The sequence below is a fragment of the Enterobacter sp. RHBSTW-00975 genome, assembly GCF_013615235.1.
Lineage (GTDB): Bacteria > Pseudomonadota > Gammaproteobacteria > Enterobacterales > Enterobacteriaceae > Enterobacter > Enterobacter ludwigii.
The window spans coordinates 804,175-828,072 of sequence record NZ_CP055883.1 but is presented as its reverse complement, the minus strand read 5'-3'; the positions used below and the strand labels follow the sequence as shown (position 1 = coordinate 828,072).

21 protein-coding genes are annotated in these 23,898 nt (G+C 53.2%); 7 read left to right on the top strand and 14 right to left on the bottom strand.

What is annotated here, in order from left to right; all coding sequences use genetic code 11:
* Positions 1–102: 102 nt before the first annotated feature.
* From lpxD to rpsB, 11 genes are all read right to left on the bottom strand, one after another.
* The gene (gene lpxD, locus HV340_RS03900; RefSeq protein ID WP_014168709.1) at positions 103–1,128 is read right to left on the bottom strand and encodes a UDP-3-O-(3-hydroxymyristoyl)glucosamine N-acyltransferase; all 1,026 of its coding nucleotides are present in this window, start codon (positions 1,126–1,128) and stop codon (positions 103–105) included.
* 3 nt (positions 1,129–1,131) lie between these two features.
* Positions 1,132–1,626 carry a molecular chaperone Skp gene (skp, locus tag HV340_RS03895; protein ID WP_020882619.1) on the bottom strand — a complete coding sequence of 165 codons (495 nt, stop codon included), beginning with the start codon at positions 1,624–1,626 and terminating at the stop codon, positions 1,132–1,134.
* Between the two features lie 122 nt (positions 1,627–1,748).
* Positions 1,749–4,166, bottom strand: a complete 2,418-nt coding sequence (gene bamA / locus HV340_RS03890) for an outer membrane protein assembly factor BamA (protein ID WP_014168707.1) — start codon at positions 4,164–4,166, stop codon at positions 1,749–1,751.
* 31 nt (positions 4,167–4,197) lie between these two features.
* The gene (gene rseP, locus HV340_RS03885) at positions 4,198–5,550 is read right to left on the bottom strand and encodes a sigma E protease regulator RseP (RefSeq protein WP_020882618.1); all 1,353 of its coding nucleotides are present in this window, start codon (positions 5,548–5,550) and stop codon (positions 4,198–4,200) included.
* Positions 5,551–5,561: 11 nt separating this feature from the next.
* On the bottom strand, positions 5,562–6,419 hold the full coding sequence (cdsA, locus tag HV340_RS03880) for a phosphatidate cytidylyltransferase (RefSeq protein ID WP_014168705.1): 858 nt from the start codon (positions 6,417–6,419) through the stop codon (positions 5,562–5,564).
* Between the two features lie 12 nt (positions 6,420–6,431).
* Positions 6,432–7,190 carry a (2E,6E)-farnesyl-diphosphate-specific ditrans,polycis-undecaprenyl-diphosphate synthase gene (ispU, locus tag HV340_RS03875; RefSeq protein WP_014168704.1) on the bottom strand — a complete coding sequence of 253 codons (759 nt, stop codon included), beginning with the start codon at positions 7,188–7,190 and terminating at the stop codon, positions 6,432–6,434.
* Between the two features lie 186 nt (positions 7,191–7,376).
* Positions 7,377–8,576: a 1-deoxy-D-xylulose-5-phosphate reductoisomerase gene (gene ispC / locus HV340_RS03870; protein WP_063925636.1), complete on the bottom strand. Its 1,200-nt coding sequence runs from the start codon at positions 8,574–8,576 to the stop codon at positions 7,377–7,379.
* A gap of 95 nt (positions 8,577–8,671) precedes the next feature.
* The gene (gene frr, locus HV340_RS03865) at positions 8,672–9,229 is read right to left on the bottom strand and encodes a ribosome recycling factor (RefSeq protein ID WP_014168702.1); all 558 of its coding nucleotides are present in this window, start codon (positions 9,227–9,229) and stop codon (positions 8,672–8,674) included.
* A 166-nt stretch (positions 9,230–9,395) separates the two neighbouring features.
* Positions 9,396–10,121 (bottom strand): UMP kinase, encoded by a 726-nt coding sequence (gene pyrH / locus HV340_RS03860; protein WP_003856194.1) that lies wholly within the window; start codon positions 10,119–10,121, stop codon positions 9,396–9,398.
* A gap of 150 nt (positions 10,122–10,271) precedes the next feature.
* Entirely contained in the window at positions 10,272–11,123 is an 852-nt protein-coding gene (tsf, locus tag HV340_RS03855) for a translation elongation factor Ts (protein ID WP_008501911.1), read from the bottom strand.
* A 117-nt stretch (positions 11,124–11,240) separates the two neighbouring features.
* The gene (rpsB, locus tag HV340_RS03850) at positions 11,241–11,966 is read right to left on the bottom strand and encodes a 30S ribosomal protein S2 (protein ID WP_003856207.1); all 726 of its coding nucleotides are present in this window, start codon (positions 11,964–11,966) and stop codon (positions 11,241–11,243) included.
* A 321-nt stretch (positions 11,967–12,287) separates the two neighbouring features.
* Between rpsB and map the strand changes: the two genes are divergently transcribed.
* From map to HV340_RS03830, 4 genes are all read left to right on the top strand, one after another.
* Complete coding sequence (gene map, locus HV340_RS03845) at positions 12,288–13,082, top strand: type I methionyl aminopeptidase (RefSeq protein ID WP_014168699.1); 795 nt, start codon at positions 12,288–12,290, stop codon at positions 13,080–13,082.
* Between the two features lie 63 nt (positions 13,083–13,145).
* Positions 13,146–15,821, top strand: a complete 2,676-nt coding sequence (gene glnD / locus HV340_RS03840; RefSeq protein ID WP_020882615.1) for a bifunctional uridylyltransferase/uridylyl-removing protein GlnD — start codon at positions 13,146–13,148, stop codon at positions 15,819–15,821.
* 32 nt (positions 15,822–15,853) lie between these two features.
* Positions 15,854–16,678 (top strand): 2,3,4,5-tetrahydropyridine-2,6-dicarboxylate N-succinyltransferase, encoded by an 825-nt coding sequence (gene dapD / locus HV340_RS03835; protein ID WP_181216294.1) that lies wholly within the window; start codon positions 15,854–15,856, stop codon positions 16,676–16,678.
* Between the two features lie 111 nt (positions 16,679–16,789).
* On the top strand, positions 16,790–17,176 hold the full coding sequence (locus tag HV340_RS03830; protein ID WP_014168696.1) for a DUF3461 family protein: 387 nt from the start codon (positions 16,790–16,792) through the stop codon (positions 17,174–17,176).
* Positions 17,177–17,266: 90 nt separating this feature from the next.
* Here HV340_RS03830 and cdaR read toward each other — a convergent pair whose 3' ends face one another.
* The 3 genes from cdaR to dgt all read right to left on the bottom strand — a co-directional run bounded on the left by cdaR (position 17,267) and on the right by dgt (position 21,661).
* Positions 17,267–18,424, bottom strand: a complete 1,158-nt coding sequence (gene cdaR, locus HV340_RS03825; protein WP_020882613.1) for a DNA-binding transcriptional regulator CdaR — start codon at positions 18,422–18,424, stop codon at positions 17,267–17,269.
* Positions 18,425–18,578: 154 nt separating this feature from the next.
* A complete protein-coding gene (gene degP, locus HV340_RS03820; RefSeq protein ID WP_032679638.1) occupies positions 18,579–20,015 on the bottom strand; it encodes a serine endoprotease DegP in 1,437 nt (478 codons plus the stop codon).
* A gap of 131 nt (positions 20,016–20,146) precedes the next feature.
* Complete coding sequence (dgt, locus tag HV340_RS03815; protein ID WP_040018660.1) at positions 20,147–21,661, bottom strand: dGTPase; 1,515 nt, start codon at positions 21,659–21,661, stop codon at positions 20,147–20,149.
* An 82-nt stretch (positions 21,662–21,743) separates the two neighbouring features.
* Here dgt and mtnN point away from each other — a divergent pair, with 82 nt between their 5' ends.
* From mtnN to HV340_RS03800, 3 genes are read left to right on the top strand one after another with little or no spacing between them, the layout of a single operon-like run.
* Positions 21,744–22,442 (top strand): 5'-methylthioadenosine/S-adenosylhomocysteine nucleosidase, encoded by a 699-nt coding sequence (gene mtnN / locus HV340_RS03810; RefSeq protein ID WP_040018658.1) that lies wholly within the window; start codon positions 21,744–21,746, stop codon positions 22,440–22,442.
* Positions 22,435–23,235, top strand: coding sequence for a vitamin B12 ABC transporter substrate-binding protein BtuF (gene btuF, locus HV340_RS03805; protein ID WP_025205196.1), 801 nt, complete (start codon positions 22,435–22,437; stop codon positions 23,233–23,235). Before mtnN ends, btuF begins: the two co-directional genes overlap by 8 nt.
* 27 nt (positions 23,236–23,262) lie before the next feature.
* The gene (locus tag HV340_RS03800) at positions 23,263–23,886 is read left to right on the top strand and encodes a TRIC cation channel family protein (protein ID WP_014168690.1); all 624 of its coding nucleotides are present in this window, start codon (positions 23,263–23,265) and stop codon (positions 23,884–23,886) included.
* Positions 23,887–23,898: the final 12 nt, after the last annotated feature.

Here is a 23,898-nt window from a genome sequence, read left to right as displayed (position 1 = left end):
ATACTCTTCCTGTCAAAATGTACTGATAAAAATAATAACACGGCCTGCCGGTTTATAAGAAAGCCGACAGGCCGGGGAATATAGCATTAAACGGATGAACGCTTAGTCTTGTTGATCGATTTTGCGCTCAAGAGACTTGAGTCGCTTGCTCATATCATCAATATTCATCACCAGAGCAGCTGTTTTACGCCATACCTTGTTGGGTTGCAGCGGGATGCCAGAGGAATAGACGCCAGGTTCGGTGATAGGACGCATTACCATGCCCATTCCTGTCACGGTCACCTTGTCGCATATTTCCATATGGCCATTAATCACGCTCGCACCGCCGATCATGCAGTAACGGCCAATTTTCAGGCTGCCCGCCATGATAACGCCACCCGCAACCGCGGTATTGTCGCCAATCACAACGTTATGCGCAATCTGGCACTGATTATCGATGATAACACCATTGCCAATAATCGTATCGTCAAGTGCACCACGGTCAATGGTGGTACAAGCACCGATCTCAACACGATCGCCGATAATCACGCGACCAAGCTGTGGGATCTTAACCCAATTACCACGATCGTTAGCGTAGCCAAAGCCATCAGAACCAATCACTGTGCTGGACTGAATGAGGCAATTTTCGCCAATTTCTACTTCATGGTAAACAGACACGTTGGCCCATAAACGGGTCCCGGCGCCGATTTTCGTATTTTTCCCAACGAAGCAACCTGGGCCAATGACAACGTTATCGCCCAGCACCACGCCAGATTCGATAACGGCATTTGCGCCAACTGCCACGTTGTGACCAAGCTGAGCCGTCGGATCAATCGCTGCACTGGCAGCAATGTCCTGCGCCGGCTGCGGCGTGGAATCAAGAATTTGTGCCATGCGTGCATACGTCAGGTAGGGATTTTTCACTACCAACGCGCTTCCAGTGGCAAACGGAAGATCGTCCTGCGTCAGAACAACAGCTGACGCCTGGCATTGAGCCAGTTGCTCACGGTACTTAGGGCTTACCATGAAGGTAATAGTGCCGGCTTTAGCAGATTGCATGGACGCAACAGCGGTGATGACGAGATCGCCATCACCGTGTAATTCTGCATCCAACTGCTGAGCTAAATCAGCCAGTCGAATTGAAGGCATTACTTATTTAACCTGTTTCAGAACATCAGCGGTGATGTCTTTAACATCGCTGCTGTTGAAAGCAACGGCATTCGCATCAACAACCAGATCGATGCTCTGATCGGCAGCAACTGCTTTAACAGCAGTCTGAATGCGAGTCACCAGCTTGCCACGCTCTTCGTTAGAACGACGCTGACGATCCTGCTCGAAAGCCTGCGCTTTCTGGGAGAACGTCTGACGCTGAGCCATTACGTCTTTTTCCAGCTTGCTACGGTCGCTCGCTTTCATGGTAGAACCATCACGCTGCAGACGCTGCATTTTGGACTGAAGATCGTTTTCCATACCCTGCAGTTCGCTTGCACGGCCTTTGAATTCGTTTTCCAGCGTCGCAGAAACACCTGTTTTCTGTGCAACCTGCTGGAACAAATTACCCATGTTGACGATTGCAATTTTGTCTGCTGCCTGAGCAGAGGTTGCCATCGCTAAACCGAGACCTGCAGCTAATAACCACTTTTTCACAATTAACTCCTTACCATCCCATTGGCACCAGAAGGTACCGTTCTTTGCGTGGCAAGGCGATCGTGTTACCGATCGCCAGTTGTCAGCGCTACACTGCCAACGCATTCCATTGCAGCGGATTATTACCAGGTTTTACCAATGTTAAACTGGAATTGCTCCGCTTTGTCTCCATCGTATTTCTTAAACGGCTGGGCGTAAGAGAAGACCAACGGCCCCAGCGGTGACATCCATTGTAATGCGATACCTGCAGACATGCGAATATTGCTCGGATCGCTGTAGTCTGGTACGCCTGCCGCACGCATCTGGGCAGTATTCTCCCAGTTGGTATCCCATACAGTACCGGCATCCCAGAAGATGGATGTACGGACTGAGTTTGCGTATTTATCACTGATGAACGGCGTTGGTGTGATGAACTCCAGGCTGGCAACGGCCATGGCGTTACCGCCCACCGCATCATCAGAGCTACAGACTTCAGAAGACGACGATTTATTACAGTTATCGGTGTCGTTACCGCCGTAATAGACCGCTTTCGGACCAATGTTGTTGGACTGGAAGCCACGGACGGTGCTGGAACCACCGGCGTAGAAGTTCTCATAGAATGGCAGTTCTTTGCCACCTAAACCATCGCCATAGCCCCAACGGGTACGACCCAGGACTACCCACTTGTGGTCGTCATCAATTGGGAAGTAGGACGCGGTGTCCAGCGTTACCTTGTAGAACTCGTTATCAGAACCCGGAACGGTCACTTTACCGTTCAGGTTGACACGAGAACCTTCCGTCGGGAAGTAACCACGGTCGAGACGGTTATAGGTCCAGCCATAGTTGAAGGTGAAGTCATCAGCAGCAAAGCCGTTGTTGTCCCCATTTTTACTGGTTGACTGGCCAATAGAGTCCAGATAACGCCACATCGCCACCTGCGGTTGCATGTTGGACAGGTCGTTATGCACATAACCTAAACCAGCGCGCAGCGAGTTGTATTCGTTAACCGGGAAGCCGAGCGTGCCATCTACACCGTAGCTCTTGTTGGTGTAAGAAGACAGATCCGCGTCATCTGCTTTAAAGTCGTTATAGAAGATACGACCGCCCAGGCTCACACCATCTACGGTGAAGTATGGGTTGGTAACAGAGAACTCAGAGTAGGTCTGGTAGTCGTTTTTGGTACCGTTGATACCTACGGAGTAACCCGTACCCAGCCAGTTATCCTGCTGTACGCCGACCTGGAAGCTGACGCCACTTTCAGTACCGTAGCCCACACCGAAGTTAAAGCTACCGGTGTTACGCTCTTTGACTTTATAAACGACATCAACCTGATCCGGGCTGCCCGGAACACGCTGGGTATCGGTATCAACCGTTTCGAAATAGCCCAGACGGTTCAGACGCTCTTTACCCTGGTCAACAAGGTCGCTACCTAACCATGCGCCTTCCATCTGACGCATCTCGCGACGCAGGACAGAATCTTTAGAGGTGTCGTTACCTTCGAAGCGGATCTTACGCACGTAGAAACGGTTACCCGCATCAACGTTAACGTGAAGCTTCACAGTTTTATCCGCGTCGTTGATTTCAGGCTGAGTTTGTACACGCGGATAAGCATAACCATAGCGGCCGAGCAGCTTCTTAATGCTGTCTTCCATTTTGGTCACTTTAGACCCGCTATACAGCTCGCCCGGCTGAATTTTGGTCAGCGATTCGATCTCAGCAGAATGGCCTGCCAGGTTACCACTCACGTCAACACCAGAAAGCTTGTACTGATCGCCTTCTGTGATGTTAATCGTAATGTAGATGCCTTTCTTGTCTGGCGTCAGACTGACCTGAGTCGAGTCGATGTTGAAACGGGCATAACCGCGATCCAGATAGTAGCTGCGCAGGGTTTCAAGGTCGCCCGCCAGTTTCTGCTTCTGGTATTTACGATCGCCCACCACGTTCCACCATGGCACTTCGTCGCGCAGCTGGAACGTAGAGATCAGTTCATCGGTGCTGAACGCGTGGTTACCCACGATGTTGATCTGCTGGATCTTCGCAGAAACACCTTCCTGGAAGACCAGTTTCAGGTCAACACGGTTACGTGGCAACGGCGTCACAACCGCTTTCACGCTGGCACTGTATTTACCCACGCTGTAATAGAAGTCTTCCAGACCTTTTTCTATGTCTGAAAGGGTTGTGCGGTCCAGGGATTCCCCCACACGTACGCCAGATGCTTCAAGGTTCTGCTTGAGCATGTCATCTTTCACCGACTTGTTACCGGAGAAGGTGATACTGGCGATCGTCGGACGTTCTTTTACCTGAACCAGAAGCGTATCACCATCGCGCAGGACGCGGACATCCTCGAAGTTGCCAGTGGCAAACAGAGCACGGATGGTGTTACTGATGTCATCATCATTAACCGTATCGCCGGGGCGCACAGGCATACTGAGGAGGGCCGCACCAACGGCGACACGCTGAAGGCCTTCGAAATGAATGTCTTTCACTACGAACCCGTCAGCACCGTATACGGTGGCGCTGCTAAACAGCAGCGACGCTATGAGCAACTTTTTCATCGCCATCGTTATTATGCGTTCTTCCTAACTAACTCTCTTACAACCGAGAGAAATCATTGAAAAGTGCAAGCCCCATTAACAGCACCAGCAAAATCGAGCCAATGCGATAACTAAAGTCTTGAACTCGCTCGGATACCGGCCCGCCTTTTAGCTTTTCAATCGCCAAAAACAGCAGATGACCCCCGTCTAAAACGGGAAGCGGGAACAGGTTGATTATCCCAAGGTTCACGCTAATGAGCGCAAGAAACATGAGATAGTAAATCACCCCGAACTCCGCTGACATCCCAGCCCCCTGAGCTATTGAAATTGGCCCACTGAGGTTGTTCAGTTTCACATCACCGGTTATCAATTTCCCCAACATGTTTACCGTCAGCTTCATCAGTTGCCATGTTTTATCCGTGGCTTCAAGGATGGCGCTGAACGGCCCATACTGGCGTATTGTCTTGTACTCATCTGGCAGCGGGATGACTTTCGGCACAACGCCTGCAAACCCTTCTGCCTTTTTGCCGACCGACTTCGTATCCGGAGTCAGCGTCAGCGAAAGCGGACTGCCCTGCCTTTCAACTTCCAGCGCGAGCGACGTGCCCGGATTATCGCGCACCAGAGTAACAAAGGTCATCCACTCTGTTAATGGTTGACCATCGACTTTAACGATCCTGTCGCCCGCTTGCAAACCTGCTTTGCTGGCAGCCGAGTTTGCCTGTACTTCGGCTAATACCGGCTCAATCTGCGCACCGCGTGGACGAATGCCCAGCGCAGAGACGGGATCTTCTTTGTCTGGCTCGAAACGCCAGTGACGTAAATCGAGCACTTTGTCCTGCCGCTGGTCAGAACCAAACGGCGACACGCTGAATGTTGTCTGCCGATCGCCAATTTTGGCTACCAGCTGCAGACGCACGGCATCCCAATCAGGGGTTTCGATGCCATCAATCGCTTTAAGTTCCATCCCCGGCGTAATTTGCGCACTCGCCGCGATGGAATCAGGCGCAATTTCACCTACAACCGGACGCACGCCAGGCACGCCGATGATAAACACCAGCCAGTAGGCGAAAACAGCAAAGATGAAGTTGGCTACCGGCCCGGCAGCGATGATGGCGGCGCGTTGTCCAACGGTTTTGTTGTTGAATGCGCTGTGTCGTAGCTCAGGGGCGACAGGCTCAACGCGTTCGTCGAGCATCTTAACGTAGCCGCCAAGCGGGATAAGAGCGATGACAAATTCTGTGCCGTGGCGGTCAGTGCGCGTCCAGAGTGATTTACCAAAACCGATGGAAAACCGCTCTACCCGCACACCGCAACGGCGAGCAACCCAGAAATGGCCAAATTCATGCACGGTAATCAGTACACCCAGTGCAACAATGAACGCCGCCAGATTCCAGAGAATGCTCAGCATAAAACCTTCCGTTAAATCGTCCCGAATACCAGTAAAAGCAAGCACGCAAACACTGGAACAGCCGCTGTCAGGCTATCAATGCGATCCAGTATACCGCCATGTCCTGGAATCAGGTGTCCGCTGTCCTTAATCCCTGCTTCACGCTTAAACATACTTTCGGTTAAATCACCGAGTACCGAGGCCAGCGCAGCAAAAATAGAGCACACCAGCAGTATTGACGGTGCCACTTCAAGATTCGCCCAGACGCCATAGCCCCAGGAAATGATTGCTGCCGTAAACAGGCCGCCGATGAATCCTTGCCAGGTTTTGCCCGGAGACACTTTTGGCGCCAGTTTATGTTTGCCAAACAGTTTACCAAACATATAGGCCCCAGAGTCAGCCCCCCAGACGAGAATCATCACATAAAGCAGCCAGATCGCGCCGCTGTAGTGGTTTTCGTCATAGTGCCAGGCGCGCAGTGCGACCATACCCCAGAAAAAAGGAACAATTGTGAGCAGGCCAAAAATAAGACGCAACACTTTTGAATTACGCCAGAATGCCGCGGAACCTGGGTAAAAAAGCACCAACAGCAGCGCGGCAACCCACCAGCCCAGCGATATCCAAAGGGAACCGGCAACCAGCGGTTGATGAATATCATGGTGATATTCAGGCAAGGTAAACAGCATCAGGGCCAGGATAAAGCCACAGAGTACCGCCAGCCATACCCGCTGAGTGCGTGAGGTAAAGCCGCTAAACTGACCCCATTCCCACGCGGCGAGCATGCAGACCACCAGCGTCAAAATAGCGAATCCCACCGGGGGCAGTAAAAACAGCGCCGCAATGACAATGGGTATTAATACAAAAGCGGAAATCAGGCGATACTTCAGCAAAAGCTACCCCCATCAGGCTTTGTCGCCACCTGGCTCGGTGCCGCCGAAACGACGCTCTCGATTGGCAAAGGCATGCAGCGCACCTTCAAAGTCTTGTTCATCAAAATCGGGCCAAAGAACATCAGTAAAGTAAAGTTCGGCGTAGGCAATTTGCCACAGCAAAAAGTTACTGATGCGATGTTCTCCCCCTGTCCTAATTACCAAATCCACAGGTGCCAGTTCATTCATGCAGATTTGCTTACTCAGCGCCTCTTCATCAATTTGGTCGGGTCTCAACAGCCCTTCCTGAACCTGTTCGGCCAGATGCCGAACGCCCTGGATAATATCCCAGCGTCCACCGTAATTCGCCGCGATATTGAGCGTCAGACCGGTATTATTTTCAGTCAGCGCTTCTGCTTTACGAATCCGTTCCTGCAAACGTGAGTTAAAACGACTGGTTTCGCCGATAATACGCAGACGGACGTTGTGGCGGTGCAGGCTTTTTACTTCGCTATCGAGCGCCCACACAAACAATTCCATCAACGCGGTCACTTCCTGCGGCGGTCGATTCCAGTTTTCACTGCTAAAAGCATAGAGCGTTAACGCATCAATGCCGTTATTGGCGGCAAAAGAAACGGCGCGGCGAACAGATTTCGCCCCAGCTTTATGCCCAAAGGCTCGTATCTTCCCTTGTCTTTTCGCCCAGCGGCCGTTGCCATCCATAATGATTGCTACATGACGGCAGCCATGAGCTGGCAAGTTTTCGCTTATTGGTTGATTCGCAGACAACATAACGCGTTTTTGGTCCCTGAAAAGGATTTAACGGTACTCAGGAATACTGAAGCCTATACGTAAAAAAGCCGTGTCAAACCACGGCTTACCTGACCACGTAAAGTCAAATACCTGCGATCAGGTGGCGCAGACTATATCACTGAAGCCCAACGCTAACAAATAGCACAACCACTAGTGCTTGCTTTATCACCAGCTTGCGAGGCGTGTCACCTGCTTACGTGCAATAACGCGAGCCTGTGCATCCACCGCCAGCACCTCTTCCACGCTTTGTGGTTCGCGCAAATCCATCATTTCCAGTACCGATAAATTCAACGTCGCAATATCGGTAAATCGGATCTGCTGATTCAGAAATGCCTCAACGGTAATTTCATTAGCTGCATTAAGTGCCGTCGTCGCCGCCTGCCCTTGGTCAAAGGCTTTCATCGCAAGCTTCAGACACGGATAACGATCGTAGTCCGGTTCGCTAAAGGTCAGTGAACTCAGCTTGCAAAAATCGAGCGGTTTCGCCCCGGACTTCACCCGATTCGGCCACGCCATGGCATGCGCGATAGGCGTGCGCATGTCCGGTTCGCCCAGTTGCGCAAGGACGCTGCCATCCTGATAGCGCACCATCGAGTGAATCACCGATTGCGGGTGGATCAGCACTTCCATCTGTTTCGCCGACGCATTGAACAGCCAGCGCGCTTCAATGTATTCCAGACCTTTGTTCATCATGGTGGCGGAGTCAACGGAGATTTTACGCCCCATTGACCAGTTCGGATGACGGCACGCCTGCTCAGGCGTCATTGCGCTCAGTTCAGACAGTGGCTTTTCACGGAACGGGCCACCTGACCCGGTAAGCAAAATCGATACAACGCCATTCTGCTCCAGGTCAGCGTACCCCAGGTTCTGTTGAAAAGGTTGCGGTAAACTCTGAAAAATCGCGTTGTGCTCGCTATCGACCGGTAAAAGACGCGCCCCGCGCTGCTTCACCGCCTCCATAAAGAGACGTCCGCAGGTCACTAGCGACTCTTTGTTAGCCAGCAGGACCTCTTTACCGGCATCAATAGCGGCAAGCGTCGGTAGCAGCCCTGCAGCCCCGACGATTGCCGCCATGACCTGATCAACCTCATCCAGCGCAGCCATGTCGCAGGCCGCCTGCTGGCCGCTCAGGACCTCGGTACGACAGCCTTTCTCACGCAACTGCGCGGTGAGCAGGCGGGCGCTCTCTTCGTCATCCATAACCGCATAGCGAGGCGTAAACTCCAGGCACTGTTCGATCATACGCTGCACATTCTTACCGGCCACCAGCGCGGTCACGGTGTAATGTTCAGGATTATGGCGAACAACGTCGAGAGTGCTGCAACCGATAGAGCCGGTTGAGCCAAGGAGTGTTAAATGCTTCATGAGATGCCCGAAAAAAGTTAGACCAGATAAAAGCAAAACGCCGCCAGCAAGACCCGAAGTCCTTCTGAACGGCGTTTATCAGTGTACGACAGAAATCAGAACTGCATCAGTTCCGCTTCTTTATCTGCCAGCGCCGCATCAATTTTCTTGATCGCAGCATCCGTCATCTTCTGAATGTCGTCCTGAGAACGACGATCGTCATCTTCACTGATCTCTTTTTCTTTCAGCAGCGCTTTGAGTTTATCGTTCGCATCACGACGTACGTTACGCACGGATACGCGACCCTGCTCAGCTTCACCACGAACAACTTTGATCAGGTCTTTACGACGTTCTTCAGTCAGTGGAGGCAGTGGAACGCGAATGTCAGCGCCCGCAGAGCTTGGGTTCAGACCCAGGTCAGACGCCATGATCGCTTTCTCAACCGCTGGGCTCATAGAACGATCGAAGACGTTGATTTTCAGCGTACGGGTATCTTCAACGGTAACACTCGCAAGCTGACGCAGTGGCGTTGGCGTGCCGTAGTATTCTACGATGATGCCATCCAGCAGGCTTGGGGAAGCACGGCCAGTACGGATTTTGCTGATTTGGGTTTTGAACGCTTCTACGCATTTTTCCATGCGTACTTCAGCATCTTTTCTGATTTCGTTAATCACGTTACGAATCCTTGAAAACTTGTCTCAGGCAGACTATCCGCCAGCACAGCGCTACAGGTGTGCTAAGTATAGTCGCGTTTAATTCTGACAACGCCAAAGGCGCGCCCAGGTAAGATACCACTACAAAATAAAGCGGAATCTTACCTGTATTTATCGCCGACGGAAATTATTCCGTGATCAAAGTGCCTTCTTTTTCACCCATGACCACGCGACGCAGTGCGCCAGGTTTGTTCATGTTGAAGACACGGATCGGCAGTTTGTGGTCACGAGCCAGCGTAAAGGCGGCAAGATCCATCACTTTCAGCTCTTTTTCCAGCACTTCGCTGTAGCTCAGCTGATCGTACATGGTGGCAGACGGATCTTTTGCCGGGTCGGCAGTAAACACGCCATCCACTTTGGTCGCTTTCAGAACCACATCGGCTTCGATCTCGATACCGCGCAGGCAGGCAGCGGAATCGGTAGTAAAGAACGGGTTACCCGTACCGGCGGAGAGGATCACCACGCGGTTGTTGCGCAGCAGGCTAATCGCCTCTGCCCAGCTGTAGTTATCGCAGACGCCATTCAATGGGATTGCGGACATCAGGCGGGCGTTCACATAGGCGCGATGAAGCGCATCACGCATTGCCAGGCCATTCATCACGGTTGCCAGCATACCCATGTGGTCGCCCACAACGCGGTTCATCCCCGCTTTCGCCAGACCAGCACCACGGAAAAGGTTGCCACCGCCAATGACCACGCCAACCTGAATACCCAGTTCGACCAGTTCTTTGATTTCCTGTGCCATGCGGTCAAGGATGCTTGCGTCAATACCGAAGCCTTCCGATCCCTGCAGCGCTTCGCCACTCAGCTTAAGCAGAATGCGTTTGTACACGGGTTTTGCATTGGTAGCCATGTTTCTTTCCTGAGACTGTCAACGATTAAGATGGGGGTTAATTCTGGCGACATGATATGTCGCATATCAGCACAGGGATACTGGAGCCTGTCTGATTTCGTGTGACGGGTGACAAAAAGAAGCCGCCCTCAGGCGGCTCCTTTTCAATCATTAAGACTGCTTGGACATTGCAGCAACTTCTGCTGCGAAGTCAGTCTCAACTTTCTCGATGCCTTCGCCCACTTCGAAGCGGATGAAGCCAGTCACGTCAGCGTTGTGCTCTTTCAGCAGCTGAGCAACAGACTTGCTTGGATCCATAACGAATGGCTGGCCAGTCAGAGAAACTTCGCCGGTGAATTTCTTCATGCGGCCTTCAACCATTTTCTCTGCGATTTCTTTTGGCTTACCAGACTGCATCGCGATGTCCAGCTGAACCTGGTACTCTTTCTCTACCACTTCAGCAGACACGTCTTCTGGCTTAACGAATTCTGGTTTGCTTGCAGCGATGTGCATAGCCAGCTGTTTAACCAGCTCTTCATCAGCGCCTTTAGCCGCAACCAGAACACCGATACGTGCACCGTGCTGGTATGAACCCAGAACGTCGCCTTCCAGAGAAGCAACACGACGGATGTTGATGTTCTCACCGATTTTAGCAACCAGAGCAACACGTTCTTCTTCGAACTGTGCTTTCAGAACTTCAACGTCAGTGATTTTGCCCGCAACAGCTGCGTCCAGAACTTTGTTAGCAAATGCCTGGAAACCACCATCTTTAGCAACGAAGTCAGTCTGGCAGTTAACTTCCAGGATGATGCCGTAGTTGCCGTCGATCTTAGTGATGATCACGCCGTCAGCAGCAACGTTGCCTGCTTTTTTAGCTGCTTTGATCGCACCGGATTTACGCATGTTTTCGATTGCCAGCTCGATGTCGCCGTTCGCTTCAGTCAGCGCTTTTTTGCAATCCATCATGCCTGCGCCAGTACGCTCGCGCAGCTCTTTTACCAGGGATGCGGTAATTTCAGCCATTCTTAAATCCTCGGGAGATGTGAACTGCCCGGCCTGAGGCCAAACAGTGTAAATTGAAAAAAGGGGCCGATAATTGGCCCCTATTCATACACGGTACTAATAAGGGGTGAAACCTTATTATTCAGCTTCTACGAAGCTTTCTTCCGCCTGAGAAGCCAGATCCTGGGAACGGCCTTCACGAACGGTAGCAGCTACAGCGCTCAGGTACAGGCTAACAGCACGGATTGCGTCGTCGTTACCCGGGATAACGAAGTCAACACCGTCCGGATCGGAGTTGGTATCAACGATAGCGAATACCGGGATACCCAGGTTGTTAGCTTCTTTGATTGCGATGTGCTCGTGGTCTGCATCGATTACGAACAGCGCGTCTGGCAGGCCGCCCATATCTTTGATACCGCCCAGGCTGTTTTCCAGCTTGTCCAGTTCACGAGTGCGCATCAGCGCTTCTTTCTTAGTCAGCTTGTCGAAAGTACCGTCCTGAGACTGGGTTTCCAGATCTTTCAGGCGCTTGATGGACTGACGAACGGTTTTCCAGTTAGTCAGCATGCCGCCCAACCAGCGATGGTTCACGAAGAACTGATCGCAGCTGTTAGCAGCATCTTTCACAGCTTCGCTTGCAGCGCGCTTAGTACCAACGAACAGAATCTTACCTTTACGGGAAGAGATCTTGTTCAGCTCAGCCAGGGCTTCGTTGAACATTGGTACAGTTTTCTCAAGGTTGATGATGTGAACTTTGTTACGTGCGCCGAAGATGAAAGGCTTCATTTTCGGGTTCCAGTAACGGGTCTGGTGACCGAAGTGAACACCAGCCTTGAGCATGTCGCGCATGGAAACAGTTGCCATGTTTAAAACCTCTATATTAAAAGTTGGGGTTATGCCTCCACGTATCCCATATTACCGACCCCGAAGGGCACCCCGGAATATGTGCCGATACGTGTGTGTTGTTACACAAAGTGAGATTTGTCGCTTCCGTCCAGCCTGTGTATCTGAAATGGATCGGAAGTCCGGCGCGCTTTATACCACAAAACACGACCAGAAACCAACAGTTGTTGGCCGAGTGTGCTGTTAATGATTCTCAATTTGGCACGGGGTGCGCCTGACTGATACCATTAACGACACTTAGACTAGTATTGTCGAAAAAATCGACACTGATGGACAGATTACATGGCTATCTCTATTAAGACACCTGAAGAAATTGAAAAGATGCGCGTCGCCGGTCGTCTGGCCGCAGACGTGCTGGAAATGATCGAGCCGTACGTGAAGCCGGGCGTGAGCACGGGTGAACTGGACCGCATTTGTAACGACTATATCGTCAATGAGCAGCACGCGGTCTCCGCCTGCCTTGGCTACCATGGTTTCCCGAAATCCGTCTGCATTTCGATTAACGAAGTGGTTTGTCACGGTATTCCGGACAACGAAAAACTGCTCAAAGATGGCGACATCGTCAACATCGACGTGACGGTCATTAAAGATGACTACCACGGTGACACCTCTAAGATGTTCATCGTGGGCAAGCCGACGATTCTGGGCGAGCGTCTGTGCAAAGTGACGCAAGAAAGCCTCTACCTGGCGCTGAAAATGGTTAAACCCGGCATTCGCCTGCGCACCATCGGGGCCGCTATCCAGAAATTCGTTGAAGCGGAAGGTTTCTCCGTTGTGCGTGAATACTGCGGCCACGGCATTGGCCGTGTCTTCCACGAAGAGCCACAGGTTCTGCACTATGATGCGGATGACGGCGGCGTGGTACTGCAAAAAGGCATGACCTTCACCATCGAGCCGATGGTCAACGCCGGTGATTACCGCATCCGCACCATGAAAGATGGCTGGACGGTGAAAACCAAAGACAGAAGCTTGTCTGCACAGTACGAGCATACTATTGTGGTAACAGACAACGGCTGCGAAATTATGACGTTGCGCAAGGATGACACCATCCCGGCGATACTCACGCACGATGAATGATAAAAAAGCCGGCAGATGCCGGCTTTTTTAATGGCTATAGCTTTTTCTTATGGGTGGCGCACGATGAGTAATCTTTTACCCGAACAGTATGCTAACACAGCACTTCCCACCCTACCCGACCAGCCCGATAACCCGGGCGTCTGGCCCCAGCAGGATCTGACCTGCGCCGGTATCAAGGCGCATATGGATGTCTTCCAGCGCTGGCTCGGAAGCGCATTTGATGCCGGCATCTCCGCGGAGCAGCTCATTGAAGCACGCACCGAGTTTATCGACCAGCTCCTGCAGCGTCTGTGGATTGATTACGGGTTTGGGCAGATCAGTGACGTGGCACTGGTCGCCGTCGGGGGCTATGGCCGCGGTGAGCTTCATCCGCTTTCCGATATCGACTTACTGATTTTAAGCCGCAAAAAGCTGCCGGATGAACAGGCGCAGAAAATTGGCGAACTGCTGACGCTGCTGTGGGATGTGAAGCTTGAAGTGGGCCACAGCGTGCGCACGCTGGAAGAGTGCCTGCTCGAAGGATTATCTGACCTGACCGTCGCCACCAACCTGATTGAAACCCGCCTGTTGATTGGCGACGTCGCGCTGTTCCTGGAGCTGCAAAAACACATTTTCAGCGACGGCTTCTGGCCTTCAGAAAAATTCTTCGCCGCGAAGGTCGAGGAGCAGAATCAGCGTCACCAGCGCTACCACGGCACCAGCTATAACCTGGAGCCGGATATTAAAAGCAGTCCGGGCGGACTGCGCGACATTCACACGCTGCAGTGGGTGGCCCGCCGCCACTTTGGCGCCACCTCAATGGACGAGATGGTTGGCTTCGGCTTTTTAACCGAGGCTGAGCGAAACGAGCTGAATGAGTGTCTGCACCTGCTCTGGCGGATCCGTTTTGCCCTACATCTCGAGCTTAGCCGCTACGATAACCGTCTGCTGTTTGACCGTCAGCTCAGCGTGGCGCAGCGCCTCAACTACCGCGGTGAAGGTAACGAGCCGGTTGAGCACATGATGAAGGATTTCTTCCGCGTTACCCGTCGCGTCACTGAACTGAACCAGATGCTGCTGCAGCTGTTCGACGAAGCGATCCTGGCCCTGACGGCAGACGAAAAACCGCGGCCGATCGATGATGAATTCCAGCTGCGCGGCACGCTTATCGATCTGCGCGACGAAACGCTGTTTATCCGTGAGCCGGAAGCGATCCTGCGGATGTTCTACACCATGGTTCGCAACAGCACGATCACCGGGATCTACTCCACAACGCTGCGTCATCTGCGCCATGCGCGCCGTCATCTGACGCAGCCACTGTGCTATATCCCGGAAGCCCGATCCCTTTTTCTCAGTATGTTGCGCCATCCGGGTGCCGTCAGCCGAGGGCTTCTGCCGATGCATCGCCACAGCGTGCTGTGGGCCTATATGCCGCAGTGGTCACATATCGTCGGGCAGATGCAGTTCGATCTGTTCCACGCCTACACGGTGGATGAACACACGATCCGCGTCATGCTCAAGCTGGAGAGCTTTGCCAGAGAAGAGACACGCTCACGTCACCCACTGTGCGTCGAACTGTGGCCACGTCTTACCCACCCGGAACTGATCCTGATTGCCGCCCTGTTCCACGACATCGCCAAAGGTCGCGGCGGTGACCACTCGGTGCTCGGCGCACAGGACGTGCTGAAATTTGCCGAACTGCATGGACTGAACTCTCGCGAGACGCAGCTGGTTGCCTGGCTGGTACGCCACCACCTGCTGATGTCCGTCACCGCGCAGCGTCGTGACATTCAGGATCCGGAGGTCATCAAGCAGTTTGCAGAAGAGGTTCAGACGGAAAACCGCCTGCGCTATCTGGTCTGCCTGACGGTAGCCGATATTTGTGCCACCAACGAAACACTGTGGAACAGCTGGAAGCAAAGCCTGTTGCGCGAGTTATACTTTGCCACCGAAAAACAGCTGCGCCGCGGGATGCAAAACACCCCGGACATGCGCGAGCGTGTACGCCATCATCAGCTGCAGGCGCTGGCGCTGTTGCGGATGGATAACATTGATGAAGAGGCGCTGCATCAGATTTGGGCGCGCTGTCGTGCCAACTATTTTGTCCGCCACAGCCCAAACCAGCTTGCCTGGCATGCGCGACATCTGCTTCAGCATGATTTGTCGCAGCCGATGATCCTCCTCAGTCCGCAGGCCACGCGCGGCGGTACAGAGATCTTTATCTGGAGCCCGGATCGGCCTTATCTGTTTGCTGCGGTTTGTGCCGAACTGGACAGGCGTAACCTGAGCGTTCACGACGCGCAGATTTTCACCACCCGGGACGGCATGGCGATGGACACCTTTATTGTTCTGGAGCCAGACGGAAGCCCGCTGTCGTCGGACCGCCATGAAGGGATACGTTTTGGCCTGGAACAGGCGATCACCCAGCGCAGCTGGCAGCCACCGCAGCCGCGTCGTCAGCCGTCGAAATTACGCCACTTTACCGTCGATACCGAGGTCAATTTCCTGCCGACCCACACCGATCGTAAATCGTTCCTGGAGCTGATCGCGCTCGACCAGCCTGGGCTGCTCGCCCGCGTCGGCCAGGTTTTTGCCGATCTGGGAATTTCGCTTCACGGGGCCAGAATTACAACCATTGGCGAACGAGTAGAAGATTTATTTATAATCGCCACCGCCGACCGGCGTGCCCTTAATAATGACCTGCAACTTGAAGTGCAACAACGGTTGACAGCAGCCCTCAATCCAAACGATAAAGGGTGACGTGTTTTTTAGTGAAATGGAAAGAGTAAACAATGCAGCAGTTACAGAACGTTATTGAGTCCGCTTTTGAGCGTCGCGCCGAGATTACTCCGGCAAATGTGGATACCGTTACCCGTGAAGCGGTTAATCAGGTTATTTCTCTGCTGGATTCCGGCGCGCTACGTGTAGCAGAAAAAATCGACGGTCAGTGGGTAACTCATCAATGGCTGAAGAAAGCCGTGCTGCTCTCTTTCCGTATCAATGATAACCAGGTTATCGACGGAGCAGAAAGCCGCTACTTCGATAAAGTCCCCATGAAATTCGATGACTACGACGAAGCTCGCTTCCAGAAAGAAGGCTTCCGCGTAGTACCGCCAGCGGCCGTACGTCAGGGTGCGTTCATCGCGCGTAACACCGTGCTGATGCCCTCCTACGTTAACATCGGTGCTTACGTAGACGAAGGCTCCATGGTGGATACCTGGGCAACCGTCGGCTCCTGCGCGCAGATCGGTAAAAACGTTCACCTGTCCGGCGGCGTGGGTATCGGTGGTGTACTGGAGCCACTGCAGGCTAACCCAACCATCATCGAAGATAACTGCTTCATCGGTGCGCGCTCTGAAGTGGTGGAAGGCGTGATCGTTGAGGAAGGCTCCGTTATCTCGATGGGCGTTTACATCGGTCAGAGCACCCGTATTTACGATCGTGAGACCGGTGAAATTCACTACGGTCGCGTGCCGGCCGGTTCCGTTGTGGTCTCCGGCAACCTGCCGTCAAAAGATGGCAAGTACAGCCTGTACTGTGCGGTTATCGTGAAGAAAGTTGATGCGAAAACCCGCGGTAAGGTGGGCATCAATGAGTTGCTGCGCACCATCGATTAATCGGATATAACAAAAAGCGGGGGCCACCCCGCTTTTTTCATATCTCAGGGTGGCGAAAATAGATTTTTTCGTTAATTATTCAAAGGTTATGTTGAGATCAAGGGTACCGCTATGTACGATAATCTGAAAAGTCTGGGCATTACCAATCCTGATGAAATTGATCGTTACAGCCTTCGCCAGGAAGCTAATAACGACATTCTGAAAATCTATTTTCACAAGGACAAAGGAGAGTTTTTCGCCAAGAGCGTGAAGTTTAAATATCCACGCCAGCGTAAGACCGTCGTCGCTGACGGTGTAGGACAGGGATACAAAGAAGTTCAGGAAATCAGCCCTAATCTGCGCTATGTGATCGATGAACTCGATCAGATCTGTCAGCGCGACCGCACTGAAGTCGATCTCAAACGTAAGATCCTCGACGATCTGCGTCACCTTGAAAGCGTTGTCACCAACAAGATTAGCGAAATCGAAGCGGATCTTGAAAAGCTTACCCGGAAATAAACGCAAAACGGCAATCTTTGATTGCCGTTTTAGTGTTTGCGCCCTCTCCCGTGGAAAGGGATGGAGTAAGGGCATCAGGCCGTATTTCACTCATCTCTGCTCATCGAGCTGTAACGCCACATAAAGCAGCAGCCTGTCGTCAAAGCTCCCCAGATCCAGCCCTGTCAGCTCCGAAATCCGGTTCAGTCGATATTCCAGCGTATTACGATGTATAAACAGCGCTTTCGACGTTGCCAGCGGCTGTACGTTATGACGGAACCACGCCTGCAGCGTCCGACGCAGCAGACCGTTATTGTCCATCGCCTTCAGGCGCGCTAACGGACGTGCCAGCTCATTGGCCTGCCAGCCACCGCGCAGGCTGTCGAGCAGTACCGGGAGCATCAGATCCTGGTAGAAATAACTGCGGCTTTCCGGCATCCGCTGCTTACCCACCATCATGGTGGTGCGGGCAGTACGCCAGGAGCGGGCAATACTGCCCGGACCGGTGAAGTAATTGCCCAGCGCGACGCGAAAACGAAGCTGACCATTCTCCTTCATGCGGGCTATCAACTGCTCCACGCGACGACGATGATCTTCTGCATCCCAGCGCCCGAACGCGTTCAGCGCGGGCTTGAGCACCACCATTTCCGTCAGAGAGACAATCGCCACCAGGTTATCGCGTTCCGGTGTCGCCAGCGCATTTTGCAGCTGCTGCAGCTCAGCCATCGCACTGTCGACGCCAAGCTGGCCGCTGTCCACCTCAATTACCGCCACGACGCGCGGCTGATTCAGATCGATTCCCAGGCGCTGCGCCCATTCATTGAGTGCAGGGGTATGCTCATCCGCCTGAATCAGGTTCATCACCAGCTCTTCACGCAGACGACTGTCCTGGGCGAGCAGATGCATCAGGCGCGACTGCTCAAGCATCATCTCCGCCGTCATACAGACCAGTTCGCCATATTTTCGCAGCGACTCCGGCTCGCCGGTCAGGCCGATAACGCCGACAATTTCCCCCTCAAGACGCAGCGGTAAATTGATGCCCTGACGGACACCGTGCAGGTGTTTCGCCACCGCATCGTCGATGTCCACCACCCGCCCCTGGGAGAGCACCAGCAGCGCCCCTTCGTGCAATTCCCCAATACGCTCACGATCGCCACTGCCAATAATGCGCCCACGGGCATCCATTACGTTGATATTGGTATCAATGATGCGCATGGTGCGTGCCACAATATCCTGCGCCATTTTGGTATCGAGATGCCAGCCAGCCATGTAACCCTCCTGTGAGCAGAGCTCAAGCATAGGGAAGTTCAGCTACCGCTGCATTGTGCGAATGCACAAAGTGAAAGGGAGAAGTATGGAGTTGTGGAAAAGGTCACAGAAAGGTGAAAAGCCCCTGCTCAACTGAAACAGGGGCCTGAGAGGATTACTGCATCAGCAGGTAAATTGAGGTATCACCACGCTGAATATTCAACGCCAGCACGGAAGGTTTGCTGTCCAGAATTTTGCGCAGTTCAGCAATGTTTTTCACTGGCTGCTGGTTCGCACCCATGATCACATCGCCTTTTTTCAGGCCAATGCGCGCAGCCGGGCTGTTCGCTTTAACGTTGTTCACCACAACGCCTTTGTCCTGACCTTTATTGCTCATCTCGGCGCCTTCAATGCCGCTGAAGATGGTGCTGGAATCAACCTGATTCTGGCTGCTCTGCTGCAGTTCCAGGCTCACGTTAACCGGTTTACCGTCACGCAGCAGGCCGAGGGTGACTTTGCTGCCAATCGGCATGGAGCCCACTTCAGCACGCAGCGCGGCAAAGCTGCTGATCGGTTTCCCGTTCAGGGAGGTAATGACATCACCCGCTTTAATGCCCGCTTTCGCCGCGGAGGAGTTCGGCATCACCTGGCTGACAAATGCGCCGCGCTGGGCGTCAACTTTCATCGCCTTAGCCAGTTCGGAATTCAGTTCGGTACCCAGAATCCCCAGTTCACCGCGTTTCACCTGCCCATACTGCACCATCTGCGCGGTCAGGTTTTTCACCATGTTACTTGGGATAGCAAAGCCGATCCCGATATTGCCGCCGTCTGGTGCAAGGATCGCGGTGTTGATACCAATCAGCTCACCGTTCAGGTTCACCAGCGCACCGCCGGAGTTACCCCGGTTGATGGCGGCATCCGTCTGGATGAAGTTTTCATAGTTTTCGGCGTTGAGGCCGCTACGACCCAGCGCGGAAACAATCCCCGAGGTTACGGTTTCACCCAGACCGAACGGGTTACCGATAGCGACGGTATAATCACCGACACGCAGCGCATCGGAGTCGGCAATTTTAATCGCCGTCAGGTTTTTCGGATCCTGAATCTGGATCAACGCGATATCGGAGCGCGGGTCTTTCCCGACCACTTTGGCATCAAATTTACGCCCGTCGCTCAGCTGAACCTTAATGCTGTTGGCGTTATCAACAACGTGGTTGTTGGTCACGACGTAGCCTTTCGCCGCATCGATAATCACACCCGAGCCAAGCGCCATGAATTTCTGCTGCTGGCCACCCCCCTGGGTGTCATCCCCTGCACCACCGCCCTGACAGAACGGGGAGCTCTGGAATGGCGAACCGTCCTGGCAGAAAGGTGAGTTATCACCAAAAAACTGCTGGAAGTTACGCGGCATACGCGGCGTATTGACGGTTGTGCTGCCCTCAACGTTAATACTCACCACCGATGGCATCACTTTTTCGAGCATCGGTGCCAAACTTGGCATCTGCTGCGCGGTCGCTGCCGACGATGCGGTCTCAGCTGCAGTAGCAGTCAGAGGAGACAGCGCTAAACCTAAACTCAGAGCCAGTGCACTCATTGCTAATGTGGTTTTTTTCATGTGTCTTAATCTCGATTTACAGATAACGCAAAATTGCTGTGTAACTCAGATTCATTTTATACCGCTTAGTTCCGGCCATAAGTTTATGGAAAAGGTAAAAATTTATTGGCCGTCTTTACAAAACTCCGTGCTTATTCCACCGCCATGAGCTTGCGGTATTCATCCCAGGCATACAAATCTGTCATCCCGCTGATATAGTCCTGGATAAGACGGCAGCGATAATAATATTCCAGCACCGGCCACTGGGACGACTGACGATCCAGCTTGCCGATGGCTTCGACATAAGCCAGACGGTGGCGGGTTGAAAGTTTCTGATAAAGCCGGGATTCAATCGGTATTCGCCGCACGCGCTCTTTTTCCACCAGCTCGCTGAACTCGTCGACGGATAATTGCAGCAGAGGCCGATAGATTTCGAGTAACCCACTGATAACCCTGTATCCCTGCAGCTCAAGCTGTTCAACATCCGGATGGCTGAAAACATGACGCACGGCCACGTTTTTATAGAGCTCAAGAAGCTGGCTAAAGCTGCTGTCATCTTCCAGCAACGCATGGTTGAATTCGCCGCTATAAATTAACGGCAGGTTGTCTATAAAGCGCGAGGCGGCATAAGGCACCAGTTTATTTAATGTATTGACCCGTAAATACATAAAGAACTGATCTTCCGTGCTGCGGCTTAATGTATTTGAACGCGATTTATCCCAGGCATTTTCGACAACCTGAGCAAACAGCGAGCCTTTTTCATGCGTTCCCCAGGCCTCATAAAGATGCTGATAAAGTTCTTCGACGCTGAATATTCTTTTCTCAACGGCGTCTTCCAGGTCGGCAACACAATATGAAATGTCGTCGGCAGCTTCCATAATCCAGGTTAAGGGGAAGCGGCCGTTTGGTGTCAGAGAAAGTTCTTTACGCAGGCGCTCTATATAGGCTTCTTCAGAAAGATAATAGCCCGGCTTTTTCATCAAATAACTGTGCGACGCGGGCGTCTCGCCCATCCACCAGGCCGGTCGCGTATATTTCAGGATGCACCCCACCTGTGCCCAGGTCAGGTTCATACGCATCAGGGAGTGTACCAGCCGGATCCCCTGCGCATTGCCTTCGAAGTGACAGAGGTCGTGACGGACTTTACGCCGCAGGTCGTTCAGCGCGTCTTCACCTTCGCGCAGGCGTAAATCCCGCACCAGGCAGCGGTCATCGCTCAGAGGCTGGCTTACCGCATCAGCAGGATAAAGCCGCTGTTTAAACCAGTCATTTATGGCGGCTTCGCCAAAATGACCAAAGGGCGGGTTACCGATGTCATGCATCAGGCAGGCCATCTCAACGATGCTCTCAAACGGCCCGGTCAGCTCATTCAGCCCATAGGTTTCGAGAAGCTGCTGCTCTTTGAGACGGCTTAAGATCTCTTTGGCAATGTAGCGGCCAACCTGCTGAACTTCCATAGAATGCGTTAAGCGCGTGCGCACCGCAGCGTTACGTTCAAGCGGAAACACCTGGGTTTTTTGCTGTAAACGACGGATTGCCGGCGAGTTTATGATCCGCCCACGATCGCTTTCGAAGATACGCAGGATCTCATGCTCGCTCTTGTCGCCCTGCGGCGAACGGAAACGTCGGTGCCAGTTAATTTTGGTGCGAAAATCGATTGGTGACATGTGCTCCCCCGCGTGAGAATGCGTTTCCTCTTAACCGCATGATAGACTATGCATCTTAACAAGGCACATCGCGAGTAAATCTATGAAAATCGGCATTATTGGTGCAATGGAAGAAGAAGTTACGCTGCTGCGTGACAAAATTGAGAACCGTCAGACTCTCTCCCTCGGTGGCTGTGAGATCTATACCGGCCAGTTGAATGGCGTTGACGTCGCTCTGCTGAAATCAGGCATCGGTAAGGTTGCTGCTGCGCTGGGCGCGACCCTGCTGCTCGAACGCTGCAAGCCGGACGTTATCATTAACACCGGTTCTGCAGGCGGCCTGGCGTCGACGCTGAAAGTCGGTGATATCGTTGTTTCCGATGAAGCGCGTTACCACGATGCAGACGTTACCGCATTCGGCTACGAATACGGCCAGCTTCCGGGTTGCCCGGCCGGGTTTAAAGCCGATGACAAACTGATTGCGGCGGCTGAAAGCTGCATCGCTGAGCTGAACCTCAACGCGGTGCGCGGCCTGATCGTCAGCGGTGATGCGTTCATCAATGGCTCCGTCGGCCTGGCGAAAATTCGTCATAACTTCCCTCATGCCGTTGCCGTTGAGATGGAAGCGACCGCCATTGCTCACGTTTGCCATAACTTCAACGTTCCGTTCGTGGTGGTTCGCGCCATCTCCGACGTGGCTGACCAGCAGTCTCATATCAGCTTCGACGAGTTCCTGACCGTTGCGGCAAAACAGTCCACCGTGATGGTGGAGCGCCTGGTGCAGAAACTGGCTCGTGGGTAACCCATACATCAGGGCGCTGGTCGCCCTGCTTTTTCTCGCACCGGCATGGCTATTTGCCGCGCCGCGTGTGATTACGCTCTCTCCGGCAAACACCGAACTGGCCTTTGCCGCCGGGATCACGCCTGTCGGCGTGAGCAGCTTTTCGGATTACCCTCCGCAAGCGGCCCATATTGAACAGGTGGCGACCTGGCAAGGGATGAACATTGAGCGCATCGTGGCGCTTAAACCCGATCTCGTGCTCGCCTGGCGCGGCGGTAACGCCGAGCGGCAGGTCAACCAGCTCTCCTCGCTTGGGATCAAGGTGATGTGGATTGATGCGGTGAGCATTGAGCAGGTCGCTCAGGCATTGCGTTCTCTGGCCCCCTACAGCCCTACCCCAGCAAAAGCCGAGAATGCCGCGAAACAGATGCTCAGCGACTATGCCGCGCTGAAATCCCGCTACGATACCCCCGTCAAAAAACGCATCTTCCTGCAGTTTGGCAGCCAGCCGCTGTTCACCACCGGGAAAGGATCCATTCAGAATCAGGTGCTGGAAATCTGCGGCGGTGAAAACATCTTTGCAGCCAGCCGGGTGCCGTGGCCTCAGGTCAGCCGGGAACAGGTGCTCGCACGCCAACCCCAGGCCATCGTGGTGGTCGGAAATGCGAGCGAGATTCCTAAAATTGAACAATTCTGGCAACGTCAGCTAAAAATACCGGTGATCCCCCTCACCAGTGACTGGTTTGAACGCGCCAGCCCGCGTATTATCCTCGCCGCAAAACAGCTCTGTGCCGCGCTGGCAGAGAGTCACTAACAACATACCCCGCTCGAGGATTTAACGATGCTCGTTTATTGGCTGGATATTCTTGGCACAGCCGTTTTTGCTATCTCCGGCGTTTTACTCGCCGGAAAACTGCGCATGGATCCGTTTGGCGTGCTGGTGCTGGGCGTGGTCACCGCCGTGGGTGGTGGGACGATACGTGATATGGCCCTGGCGAATGGCCCGGTATTTTGGGTAAAAGATCCAACCGATCTGGTGGTGGCGATGGTCACCTGTCTGTTGACCATCGTGTTGGTTCGCCAGCCCCGCCGGTTACCGAAATGGATACTCCCGGTACTGGATGCCGTCGGTCTAGCCGTCTTTGTGGGCATCGGGGTCAATAAAGCCTTCAATGCGGGAACGGGCCCGATGGTGGCCATCTGCATGGGCGTGTTAACCGGGGTCGGCGGCGGGATTATTCGCGACATTCTGGCGCGTGAAGTTCCCATGATCCTGCGTACCGAAATCTATGCCACGGCGTGTATTATTGGTGGGATTGTTCACGCGACGGCGTATTACACCTTTGCGATGCCGCTAGAAAATGCAGCCATGCTGGGTATGGTGGTCACGCTGGGGATACGGTTAGCGGCGATACGCTGGCATCTGAAGCTGCCGACGTTTGCGCTGGATGATAATGCACGATAAGCGTTGTTTATA